Source organism: Paenibacillus sp. OAE614, from assembly GCF_040546645.1.
Lineage (GTDB): Bacteria > Bacillota > Bacilli > Paenibacillales > Paenibacillaceae > Paenibacillus_AQ > Paenibacillus_AQ favisporus.
Genome location: NZ_JBEPOD010000001.1, coordinates 4,920,517 through 4,932,613 on the forward strand (window position 1 = coordinate 4,920,517; position 12,097 = coordinate 4,932,613).

The 12,097-nt window shown below is 54.9% G+C and carries 9 protein-coding genes; 1 reads left to right on the forward strand and 8 read right to left on the reverse strand.

Translation table 11 applies throughout. The annotated features are described in order from the left end of the window. Positions 1–32 precede the first annotated feature (32 nt). Positions 33–2,210 carry a RelA/SpoT family protein gene (locus ABIE48_RS22710; RefSeq protein WP_076176994.1) on the reverse strand — a complete coding sequence of 726 codons (2,178 nt, stop codon included), beginning with the start codon at positions 2,208–2,210 and terminating at the stop codon, positions 33–35. 279 nt (positions 2,211–2,489) lie between these two features. Between ABIE48_RS22710 and uraA the strand changes: the two genes are divergently transcribed. Further along, positions 2,490–3,812 carry a uracil permease gene (gene uraA, locus ABIE48_RS22715; protein WP_192715873.1) on the forward strand — a complete coding sequence of 441 codons (1,323 nt, stop codon included), beginning with the start codon at positions 2,490–2,492 and terminating at the stop codon, positions 3,810–3,812. Positions 3,813–3,945: 133 nt separating this feature from the next. On the opposite strand, the gene ABIE48_RS22720 is transcribed toward uraA, so the two are convergent. The 7 genes from ABIE48_RS22720 to ABIE48_RS22750 form a co-directional block, all read right to left on the reverse strand. Continuing rightward, entirely contained in the window at positions 3,946–5,526 is a 1,581-nt protein-coding gene (locus ABIE48_RS22720) for an FAD-dependent oxidoreductase (protein ID WP_354519705.1), read from the reverse strand. 57 nt (positions 5,527–5,583) lie between these two features. Further along, complete coding sequence (locus ABIE48_RS22725) at positions 5,584–6,291, reverse strand: N-acetylmannosamine-6-phosphate 2-epimerase (RefSeq protein WP_483312662.1); 708 nt, start codon at positions 6,289–6,291, stop codon at positions 5,584–5,586. Positions 6,292–6,329: 38 nt separating this feature from the next. Further along, entirely contained in the window at positions 6,330–7,874 is a 1,545-nt protein-coding gene (locus tag ABIE48_RS22730; protein WP_192715814.1) for a DUF4127 family protein, read from the reverse strand. A gap of 38 nt (positions 7,875–7,912) precedes the next feature. Next, on the reverse strand, positions 7,913–8,671 hold the full coding sequence (locus ABIE48_RS22735) for a carbohydrate ABC transporter permease (protein WP_373319006.1): 759 nt from the start codon (positions 8,669–8,671) through the stop codon (positions 7,913–7,915). 86 nt (positions 8,672–8,757) lie between these two features. Beyond that, positions 8,758–9,639 (reverse strand): carbohydrate ABC transporter permease, encoded by an 882-nt coding sequence (locus ABIE48_RS22740; protein WP_152398577.1) that lies wholly within the window; start codon positions 9,637–9,639, stop codon positions 8,758–8,760. 73 nt (positions 9,640–9,712) lie between these two features. Then, positions 9,713–11,038: an ABC transporter substrate-binding protein gene (locus ABIE48_RS22745; RefSeq protein WP_192715815.1), complete on the reverse strand. Its 1,326-nt coding sequence runs from the start codon at positions 11,036–11,038 to the stop codon at positions 9,713–9,715. 435 nt (positions 11,039–11,473) lie between these two features. Continuing rightward, a complete protein-coding gene (locus ABIE48_RS22750) occupies positions 11,474–11,992 on the reverse strand; it encodes an adenine phosphoribosyltransferase (RefSeq protein WP_145023261.1) in 519 nt (172 codons plus the stop codon). Positions 11,993–12,097 lie beyond the last annotated feature (105 nt).

The following is a 12,097-nucleotide window of genomic DNA, read 5'->3' on the forward strand; positions in this document are numbered from 1 at the left end:
TGTGCATTCCCCAGGCCCCTTACTGAATATCCTTACTGAATGATCCGGTGTACAGTGTACACATCCTTCACGCGCTTGATCCGTTCCACGACCGACTGCAGATGATCGGTGTTGCGGATCAGGATCGTCATGTGGATGAGCGCCATTTTGTTTTTGTCCGAGCGCCCGGTCACCGCCGAAATGTTCGTTTTGCTCTCCGATACCGCCTGAAGCACCTCGTTCAGGAGCCCGTTCCGGTCATGTCCCGTAATTTCGATATCGACGCTGTAATTCGCCTCGATCTCGGTTTCCCACTCGACTTCGATCACGCGTGCGGCTTCTTCACCGTCGCCCGACGCCGGAATGTTCGGACAGTCCGAGCGGTGCACCGATACGCCGCGGCCGCGGGTGACATAACCGACGATGTCGTCGCCGGGCACCGGATTGCAGCAGCGGGCGAACCGTACGAGCAGGTTGTCGATCCCCTTGACCCGGACGCCGTTGGTCGGGCGCGATCTCTTCTCGGCCGGCTTGATTTCCTTCTTCTCGGTCGTGAGCTCCAGCAGGCTGGCTTCCTCCTGCTCCTTGCGGAGCCGCTCCGTCAGGCGGGTACAAATCTGCGCTGCGGTAATGCCGCCAAAGCCGACGCCCGACAGCATGTCTTCGATATCGTTGAACGAAAACTTCTTCGCCACTTCCAGCAGCTTCTCGTCCGTCATCCATTCAGAGATGTCCAGGCCGCGGCCCTTCAGCTCGCGCTCGACCATTTCGCGGCCCTTCTCCACGTTCTCTTCCCGTTTTTCCTTCTTGAACCACTGCTTGATCTTGCTTCGCGCATGCGAGGATTGGGCAATCTTCAGCCAGTCGCCGCTCGGTCCGTAAGAATGCTTGGACGTCAAAATCTCAACGATATCCCCGGTTTTGAGACGGTGATCCAGCGGTACGATCCGCCCGTTCACCTTGGCCCCGATGGTCCGGTTTCCGACCTCCGTATGAATCCGGTAAGCAAAATCCAGCGGCACCGAGCCGGAAGGCAGCTCAATGACTTCGCCTTTTGGCGTAAACACAAAAACAAGATCCGAGAAAAAGTCCATTTTGAGCGATTCCACAAATTCCGAAGCGTCCTTGGCTTCATGCTGCAGCTCCAGAATCTCGCGGAAAAAGGTCATTTTATTCTCAAAGTTGCCGCCGACGGCGGTTGTACCTTCTTTATAAGCCCAGTGGGCTGCGATCCCGTACTCGGCGGTCCGGTGCATTTCCCAGGTCCGGATCTGAACCTCGGTCGGCTCACCGTTAGGCCCGACTACGGTCGTATGCAGCGACTGGTACATGTTGGCCTTCGGCATGGCGATATAGTCCTTGAACCGGCCCGGCATCGGCTTCCACAGGGTATGAATAATTCCCAGGGTGGCATAACAGTCTTTAATGTTATCCACAATAATACGGATCGCGAGCAAATCGTAGATTTCGTTGAACTGCTTGTTTTTGGTCGTCATTTTATTAAAGACGCTGTAGATATGCTTCGGCCGTCCCGACAAATCGCCCTCAATGCCCATCTCCTCCAGCTTTTCGCGGATACGGACGATGACGTTTTCGACGAACTGCTCACGCTCAGCTTTCTTCTTGTGGATCAGGTTGGCGATGCGGTAATACTGCTGCGGATTGAGGTAACGGAGCGACAAATCCTCCATTTCGCTCTTGATCGCTGAAATACCGAGACGGTCGGCAATCGGACAAAAGATTTCGAGCGTCTCATAAGCGATCCGCCGCTGACTCTCCTCGGACTGGTATTTCAATGTACGCATGTTGTGCAGGCGGTCGGCCAGCTTGATGACGATGACACGAATATCCTGCGCCATGGCGATAAACATTTTACGGTAATTCTCGTTCTGCTGTTCTTCCTTGGAACGGAACTGGATTCGCTCCAGCTTGGTCAGTCCATCGACAAGCATGGCACAGGTGGCGCCAAATCGGGTACGGATATCCTCGAGCGATACGGTCGTGTCCTCGACCACGTCATGAAGAAGCGCGGCGACGATGGAGGTCGTATCCATCATCAAGTTCACGACAATATCTGCAACCGCAAGCGGATGCAGGATATAAGGCTCGCCTGATTTGCGCACCTGACCGTGATGGGCCTGTTCCGCAAATTCATAGGCTTCCCTGATGCGGTCCAAATCCGGCTCTTTTATATAGGCTCCAGCCTTTTCAAGTAATCGCTCTATGCCCATTCTAGTCGTTTCCGTTTCCCTTCTATATAAAATAGAACCCGCGTCATAATCCATCTTTGCAGGTTCTGTCATGTAATGATTTTATATAATTATGACGCTTGAACGGCGTTACGTCAACATTTCCTGCCAGGAACAGGAAGCCTGGGAACAACAAACAAGTTTTTTGGCCAAATTGCGCCCCGGGAGTGAAAAAAAAGATTGAAAAATGTCATAATTCCAGATAAATTAGATTGAATGAATTTATTGATATGGACGAAATCACGTATGGGAGTGAACGAATTGCAACGCGAAATTCAAGTCAATGAAAGGCTTCCTTTGGGTCCGGGCTTTCTGCTCAGCCTGCAGCACCTCTTCGCCATGTTCGGAAGCACGGTGCTCGTGCCGAACCTGTTCGGCGTTGATCCGGGCATGATCCTGCTGATGAACGGGATCGGCACCCTGCTGTACATCCTGATCTGCCGGGCTAAGATACCGGCGTATCTGGGCTCCAGCTTTGCTTTCATTTCTCCGGTGCTGATCGTGCTCGGCGACAATCCGAAGGAAAATTACCCGCTGGCCCTGGGGGCCTTCATCATTACGGGTATCATCTTCGTCATCGTGGGCCTGATCGTCCAGTTCGCGGGTACGGGCTGGATCGACGTCGTGTTCCCGCCGGCCGCCATGGGCGCGATCGTCGCCACGATCGGACTGGAGCTGGTGCCGACTGCGGCAGGCATGGCCGGACTGCTTCCGAAAGCAGACGCGGCTTCCGGCGCGATGACCTATGACATGAACAGCATCATTTTATCCATGACGACGCTCGGCGTAACCGTCATCGGCGCGGTTCTGTTCCGCGGATTTCCGAAGATCATCCACATTCTGATCGGTATCGTCGTCGGGTACGTTCTGTCCTTCTTTATGCCTGGCATGGTTAATAAGGACGCGATCGCTAACGCCCACTTCCTCACGATGCCGACGGTCACAACGCCAAGCTGGAACTGGGCCGCCATCATGACCATCATCCCGGTATCCCTGGTCGTCATCGTCGAGCACATCGGCCACCTGCTAGTAACGAGCAACATCGTGGGCAAAGACTTGTCGAAGGACCCGGGACTGAACCGCTCGCTGCTGGGCAACGGCATTTCGACCATCCTATCCGGCTTTGTCGGCTCCACGCCGAACACGACGTACGGGGAAAATATCGGCGTCATGGCGCTGACCAAAGTATATTCGGTCTTCGTCATCGGCGGCGCGGCCGTCATCGCGATCCTGCTGTCCTTCTCGGGCACGGTCTCTTCGGTTATCGCGAACATTCCGACGCCGGTCATGGGCGGTGTATCCCTGCTGCTGTTTGGCGTCATCGCCGCTTCCGGTCTGCGGATCTTCGTCGAGCAAAAGGTCGATTTCTCCAAGCCGACCAACATGATCCTGGCGACGCTGGTTCTGGTCGTCGGCATCAGCGGCGTGCAGCTCAACCTTGGCCCCGTTCAATTTAAAGGCATGGCGCTCGCCACGGTCGTGGGCATCGTGCTCAGCCTGTTCTTTAAGCTGATTGAGGTCACAGGGCTGTCCAATGAACCGGGCGGCAAGGAGCAGGAACTGGTGGAGAAAATTCCGGATTGAGTGACAAGGGATCGGAACAACAGTTGAACCGCCAACCCACAAATAAAAAGCAGACGTAACGCAAGAAAGCCGGACAAGCATCCGAAAGATGCCGTCCGGCTTTTTCGTATATTTATGGCGTAAAACAGGGCATCTACATTTCCAATGTCCCTTCCGGCCAGTGAAGCTGAACCCCATATCGCTCCAGCATCGCCTGGTAATCGCATAAATGCGCTGCCGAGGCCCTTACTTCACGCGGAGGAATGCCGTGCATCACCGCATAAGCGGCTAATAGTCCCGCGGATTCGCCGATGTTCCATTCCGTCGGATGCAGCCGGTAGCAGCCATTGGCGATCTGCGTCATGCCGATATTTTTGCATGCCGGAAGCAGGTTGGTCATCCGCACCGGAATCAGCGATCCGAGCGGAATTTCATAAGGATAGTTTGGAATAAAGAAAGCCCGCTGGTTCACCGTCGTCGGATGCAGGTCCAAATAATAGCTTCCGACGCCGACGCTGTCCTCATACCGCTTGATTCCATTAGCGCCGCGAAGCTCCTGGCTGACATCATGCTCGGTGATCGTGTACTGCGCACGGATCCGCCGCGATTCCCGGATATAAGGGGACTTCGCCAAGCCGTCTTCCGTGCCGAGTACGTCCCCGCGCAGCCGGATGCCTGGATACCCGTATCCCCCGTCAAGCCGGGGAGCTTCGGTCTGCAGCCAGTACACAAGCGACAGCGTAAGCCCGCGGGCCGCCTCCAGATGACGCTTGCGCTCCTGCTCCGATACGCCGATCACAGGCCCCAGATAATAATCATTCATCGGCCAGTTAAGCAGCGTCACCTCGCCGTCGCTCAGCGGCACGCGCCACAGGGAGGGGGCCACGATCCGCCGGTAATCCCACAGCGACATGATCCCCTGGTCGTTCGGAAACATCGTAAACCTCCGCAATTTGGACGTATCCTCGGCTTCGTTCACATACCAGCTTAAGATCGGATACGTGGAAAATGAGGGCTTGTATTCATGCCAAAAGTCATAGCTGTCGGGCTTCGGGATCGTAAAGTTGCCGTCTGGGATGTATTCCACAGCCGCCACATGGGTGATGGACTGCATATCAAGCGGATCGGCCTGCTCCAGCGCGTGCGGCTCGTTCGTTTCGCTGCGCGCCTCAGCTCCGCTCACATATTCCGCACCCGCCAGGGGAAGAAGCTCTCCGGTTTCAGTAGCGTCCAGAAAATACGCGCCTCTCAGCTTATACCTGGTCTGCCCATCTGTCTTCTCCACCGTAACCGATGCCACCTGATCACCTGCCGTCTCGCAGTGAACAGGGCGCGAGTTAAGCAGAACCTGGATCCGGCGAGTGTTGACGTATGGGGCCAGCATATCCTCCAGCACCTGCAGGGCAACCTTCGGCTCATGCGCCACCCTGCTGACCCAGGCGTTCCCCGGATTGAGCTCTGGGTCGTTTAGCGCCTGCTCGTTGAGCGGGTAGTTGCGTTTGTAATAATCCCTGACCCGGTTTCTGAACTCCCGGTAGGATGCCGTGCAGCCGAAGCTTTCGATCCAGCGGTGCTCATCGGGAGGAACCGCCTGCGAGGTCAGCTGCCCTCCGAGCCAATCGGTCTCCTCGGTCACGACCACCTTCATCCCGGCTTTGGCCGCCGCCAGGGCGGCTGACGTTCCGCCGAGTCCTCCGCCGATGATAATGACATCAGCCACCAGCTCTTGAATCAACGTTATCCACGCTCCTTTCCTTATTAACCAGTCATATTCAGTGGACGCCCGTCCTTCTCATGCTCTCAGCGACTGGGCTGCCTTCCGGGCCGCGTTCGAGAAGCGCCGCGTGATCTGCTGCGGTCTGGAAATGGCCCCGCCCACCACGACGGCGTGCGCGCCGAGCTTGAGTGCCTCCTCGACCTGGTGAGGCTCGTGAATCCGGCCTTCGGCAATGAGCGGAATGCTCAGCCGGGCCGCCGCTTCTTCAACCAGCTTCAGGTCGGGACCTTCGAGCTGCGGCGAATAATTTGTATATCCCGACAGCGTCGTCGATACGCAGCTAACGCCGAGGGAAGCGGCATGAACAGCTTCATCCAGCGTCGAAACATCCGCCATACTGGCAACGCCCGCCTGCTTCATCCGCTGGATCAGATACTCCAGCCGGGCCCCGCCGGGCCGACTACGTCCCGTCGCGTCAAAAGCGATCATGTCCGCACCAGCCTCAAGCAGCTCCTCCACCTCCTTGAGCGTAGGCGTAATATAAACGTCCGATCCCGCATACTCCCGCTTGATGATCCCGATCACCGGGATCGAAACCGCGGCCTTGATCGCCCGGACGTCGTCCGCCCCGTTGGCCCGGATCGCCGACGCTCCGCCTTCTTCAGCGGCCTTGGCCATGCGGGCCATAATGTGTGCACCGTGCAGCGGCTCATCCGGCAGCGCCTGGCAGGATGCGATCAGGCAGTATCGCAGAGATTGCAGTATTGGCTCCAGTATGTCCACCCTCTCTCATCTTTTTATGTGGCTTATCAAAGCCACTATTATCTATATATCGGCGGTTTCGCATGAAAACGCGCTTGTAGTCCAACTTCGAATGTACGATTCCAGGGCATGAAGCAATCCGTGATCTCCACTACCCCTTGATCGCTGTTTATGCGCTGATCCAGCATTTCTCCTAGGCGTTCCTTGACCAGCCTGGACACTTCACCGCGCTGGCCGTCGAGTTCGAACACGCTAAGCCCCAGCTGCTCAACCAGACCGGCGTTCAGCTCTATCCGGACGCCCGCGCAGTAGCAGACATCCTCGGCATACCGCAGCGCCAGAAAGTCAAGATGCTCCTGCGTCCTGCCATAATGCAGGTACAGCATGGATTGTGAAATGACCGTTCCCAGCGAATTGGAGCTCGTATTCCATCCGGCATAACCCGCCAGGTTAAACAGCATCCCGTTTTGTCGCAGCAGCTTCACCAGCTTCAAATCGCCGCCGTTCGCATACCCGACGTCCGCGACAGCTGCCGGCTTGCTCTGGACCCGCATCACGTAATCCCCGTACTCCACCAGCTCGATAATGTTCCGGTTGATGTCGTAACCGAAGAACGGGTGCTCCTGGGACACGGCTTCGACCATCGTTTCACCCGGCGTATTCACGAGCAGAACCAAGTCTGACTCGCTGCAGCCGGAAGCGATTAAGCCGCCCGCCGCCATGATTTGATACTTCAGCGTCTCATAGAAGTACCGGTCCTCGTACAGCGGTGTGACGAAGCTTCCCTGAACCGCCGCAAGTCGCGGATAAATGAGCGGCGTGCTCCCCTTGATTTCGTTGACCATGCGAGCCAGCAGGGTGCATCCGACCTCATCGGCGCCGGGATACATGTATGCCCGCAGCTCCACATCGAGCTCAGAGATTTGCGCTCTGACCTTCTGCTGATCCTTGGCCGTATAACCGTATGGCGCCGAGTCGTCTTGAGGGAAAATCATAAAATCAATGCCGCCGTCTGCAATCACATCCAGCACGCGGCCGATCGCCTCGATGTTCACCGCCCTGCGGTCCAGGTAATCCTGCAGCACATCAGCGGGCAGCCGGGTATCGATCTCGGCCAGTTCCATGCTTTCTTCCGCCGTGGCCAGCCCTAGCTCCTGCCGGTGGCTGATAAAGCCTTTGCGGAAGATTTCCCGGCCCCAGTCGCCGTAGTAATCCGGCTCCTCATCGGCGATTGAATACTGCGGACAGCGCATGATCAGCTGAAAGGCAAAGAGCCGCAAGTTCGGATTCCGTGCCTTCAGCCGCCGCAGCCGGTCCACCCGGTTCGCAAGCTCCACCGGCTTCAGGTAATGCAGGCGCGACGGGATGATGCCGCCATACAGCAGCGTGTCTATGGCGATGATGGCCCCGTCGGCGTCAGCGGCCTCCTTCTCCAGCCAGGCCCACAACCTTTCGGTATCGCCCGGGCGCTTTTTGAGACCCATCATGTCCATCGGCGGCCGGACCATCTCAAACTCGGTTCCCTGCGCCAGCATATACGGGAATTCATAGTTGCAGGGACGTTCGTCTAGAGGGACGAACACCAGTTTGTGACTTTTCTCCATGTCTGCAAGCTTCCTTTCCTAGCGTAAATTAGCCCATCTTACCCTTTGATCGCGCCGGCCATGCCTTCCATGTAGTAACGCTGGGTAAACAGGAACACGATAATAATCGGCAGCACCGAGATCATCGTTCCCGCTGCGATCCATCCGAAATTGTAGGAGAACTGGCCGTTCAGGTACGTCAGCGCCGCGGCGAGCGGATACTTCTGCGGATCGTCCAGCACGACGATCGGCCACAGGAAGTTGTTCCAGAACGCCATCATCTCCAGCAGCGAAATGACCGCAATCGCCGGCTTCACCAAGGGCAGAATCAGCTGCCACCAGATCCGGAACTCGGAGGCACCGTCCATTTTTCCCGAATCGCGTACGTCCGAGGGAATTCCAAGAAACGTCTGGCGCATCAAAAAGATGTTGAACACCGACACGGCCGAAGGCAGTACGACCCCCAGAAAGGACCCGGTTAAATGCAGAGACTGAATCGTAAGATAATGCACGATCATCGCTGTCGAAGACGGGATAATCATCGTGGCCACCAGTAAGGTAAACACGAGATCCCTTCCTTTGAAGCGAAAGGTCGCCAGCGGATACGCGGTCAGGCTGGAGAGAACGACGTTCGTCACAACCCCGAGTACTGTAATCACGACCGTATTATAGATATACTTCGGAAAGTTCATGAACTGCCAAACCTTCACGTAATTGTCGAAGTCAATGAACGTCGGCAGGATGGCCGGCGGGTTGGCGAACACGTTTTTCCCCGGCATCAAAGACACGCTGAGCAGCCAGAGAAACGGTCCCATCATAAACAGAGCCAGCGCGACCAGCAAAATATAGACGATCGTCAGCCGAACCCCTGTCTTCACTTGCTTCATCCCACGATTCGCTATCATCAGTATGGATTGACACCGCCTTTCCGGTTAAATCGGAACACGAGCACGCTGAATACGGCGATAATGACGCTGACGATGAGCCCCAGCGCCGAGGCGTACCCGAAGTTGAACTGTTCCAGACCTTTTTGGAAAATATAGACGCTCGATGTCAGCGTTGATGTACCCGGTCCGCCTTTGGTCAAAATATAGACCTCGTCAAAGACGCGGATCGCCCCCATCAAAGAGATCAGGGTACAGAATAAAATGTGGGGTCTCAGCAGCGGAATCGTGATGTTCAGGATCAGGCGCAGCCTGCTTGCTCCATCCACCCGCGCCGCTTCGTACAGATCCGAAGGAATGCCCTGCAGTCCGGCCAGGTACAGCATCATGTAATAGCCCAGGCCCTTCCACATCGTAATGAACATAAGCACGAACAGTGCTGTATTGCTGGTGGCGAGCCAGGATACCTGGTCGCTGATGATTCCTACTTTAATCAAAAGAAAATTGACGACCCCGTTGTTGCTCAGGAGCCAGCTCCAGATCAGCGCCACGGCGACCATGGAGGTCACGACCGGAATATAATAAGCGGTTCGGAAGAACTTCACGCCCGGGATTTTCCCGTTGACCAGAATCGCCATCAGGATGGACAAAATCTGGATGATCGGAACGACGATCACGTACAGCAGCGAATTCCACAGCGAAATGATGAAATTGTGGTCTTTAAACGCGTTCACAAAGTTATCGACACCGACATAATGCGTTTCGGAAATAACCGAGTAGTCCGTGAAGGACAGCGGGATACCGTAAATAATAGGCCAAAATACGAATACAGCGACAACTAGAAGTCCCGGGGCCATAAAAGCCCATGCCGTGAATGACTCCGACCGCATCCATTTGTACACTCTGTGATCACCACCTAACTAGAATGTACGGGGGAACCCAGTCCCCCCGCACGTCTTCCGTCAACCGGCCCAATTATTTCTTGAGCACCCCGTTGACTTCCTGTTCCATTGCATCCACCGTCGACTTGACATCGGCCCCGTTCAAGAAAATTTTCTGCAGGCCGCGGGCGATGGCGGAGTTGATATCCCCAGCGTTCGGCACGCCGACCATATAATCGACCGCCTTATCCAAGCTGTTGGCTGAAGCGATCTTGGCTTCCGCCTCCAGCGACTTGTCGGTTTCCGTAAAGAACGGATCCTTGATCGATTCCTTGGTGGACGGCAGCGTGTTGGCCGCTTTGGAGAATGACGTCTGATTTTCGGCATTCGTTACGAAGACCGCAAACTCGACCGCTTCCTTCTGATGCTTCGACTTGGCCGGAACGACCAGGTTCATGGAGTTGGACAAGCGGACATCGGCTTTTCCGGTCGGCAGCGGCACGGCGATCGTGTTCTTATACACGTCCGGAGCCGAAGTCTTCAGGAAGTTGATAAAAGTCGGACCGGCCAGCTCAAAGGCCACCTGCTCCCCGGAGTAATATTGGATCTGCTTCGTGAACGGAACGTCTTCTTTCATGATGACGCCGTCGGCGATGTTTTTCTGAATCGTTTCGATCATGCTGGTCATCTCAGGTGTGTTAAAGGCTGCGGCCGTTTTGTCATCATTCAGAATTGGAATACCGTTTACTGGAAGCAGCTTCGAGGCGAATTGCTGCGAATATCCGAGCTTACCGGTTTTCGCCTTCACTTGGCGCGCCCAATCGGCCAGCTCCTCCATCGTTTTCGGCGGATTCGCCGGATCCAGGCCGGCTTCCTTCACGATTTTCGTGTTCATAAAGAGAACCTCGGTGCCTGTATACCAAGGTAGGGCATAAGCCTTGCCGTCGATAACGGTGGAGTTGAAGATGCCGTCGAAATAAGCTCCCTTCTCTTCATCCGTCAGGAATCCGTTCAAATCGAGCACGGCTCCTTTGGAGCCCATCTGGCTGGCAAATTCGGTGTTCAGGTTCACGACGTCCGGGCTGTTGCCGCTGGCGATGCTGGTCAGCAGCTTGTTGGTCACCGCGTCATAAGGATAGTCTTTCCAATCGATCGTGACGCCCGGATGACTGCTCTGGTAATCGGCAATGAGCTTATTGAAGTAGTCCGTGAATGTAGGCTGCAGCGCGATGGTCCAAAACTCCAGCTTGACCGGATCGCTGCTCTTCGTCTCGGTGGACGGCTGCGGTTCGGAGGATTGCGATGGCGGAGCATCCGCCTTATTCCCTCCTCCACAAGCGCTGAGTACGACCGACAACAGCATGACAGACAGCAAAGTCAGAACAAAACCTCTACTTCTACCTCTTCCCTGTTTCCTCATTAGCAATGGCCTCCCCTTTGATCATAAAAGATGATTCCAAGCATGTGTTTCCTGCTTTAGGCAGATTATAGCAAACCGCATAAAAATAAAAAAGATATTTTTCATATTTATTAAAAAAAGTGGAGTTATTTTCCCAAATAGATTAATCCAACTCCGTTCCTCATGCAGCCACTTTTCAACAAAAGCTCAATATATTGCAGCGGCAAACTCTGTCGCTCCACAGCGAACCTGCGTTCAAGCCTGATGAGACGAAATCACCGTTGCTCCTTCATGTGCGCATCATTCCCCCCGCTATTGTTTAAGTAGACGCATCTATATAATGAGGGCACAGGGGCACCGACAATCCAATCACAACATCAAAAAAAGAGCCGCCTGAAAGTCGCTTCGACTTCAGACAGCTCTTCGTTTATTTCCCGGGAAACGAACTCCCGGTTTTTAATCTTCGTAGGACATGAGGGAGAATACTTCCACACCTGGCAATTTGGAGCGTCCGTTCAGGGCAACCAGCTCAATCATGAACGCTGCCCCAACCACGTTGCCGCCCAATTGGTTAACCAGATTAACGGAAGAGGAGATGGTACCGCCCGTGGCTAGCAGGTCGTCAGCAATCAGAACGTTCTGGCCTTTCTTGATCGCGTCGGTGTGCATGGCCAGCTTATCCTTGCCATATTCGAGATCATAACCGACTTCAATCGTTTCGTAAGGCAGCTTGCCGCTCTTGCGGATCGGCGCGAATCCGACGCCCAGCGCATAAGCAAGCGGCGCCCCAACGACGAAGCCCCGGGCTTCCGGACCGGCAATGACATCGATATTAAGGTGAGACACCATAGCCTTGATGTCATCGATGGCCTTTTTGTACATTTCCCCGTTTTGAAGCAAGGTCGTAATATCTTTAAAACTGATTCCAGCCATCGGGAAGTCCGGAATCACCCGGATATAATCTTTGTAATTCAACATAATCTCTCCTTCTAAAGTTTTACGAAGTAAAACTGACTCCGTAAGCGTTGCTTCGTTTTACGAAGTAAAACTGACTTCGTAAGCGTTACTTGGTTTTACGAA

Excerpts from the sequence above, each read along its gene's own strand:
- ABIE48_RS22710 (WP_076176994.1), bottom strand. The coding sequence starts at position 2,210 with ATGGGCATAGAGCGATTACTTGAAAAGGCTGGAGCCTATATAAAAGAG.
- ABIE48_RS22745 (WP_192715815.1), bottom strand. The coding sequence starts at position 11,038 with ATGAGGAAACAGGGAAGAGGTAGAAGTAGAGGTTTTGTTCTGACTTTG.
- ABIE48_RS22730 (WP_192715814.1), bottom strand. The coding sequence starts at position 7,874 with ATGGAGAAAAGTCACAAACTGGTGTTCGTCCCTCTAGACGAACGTCCC.
- ABIE48_RS22735 (WP_373319006.1), bottom strand. The coding sequence starts at position 8,671 with ATGATGGGACCGTTTCTCTGGCTGCTCAGCGTGTCTTTGATGCCGGGG.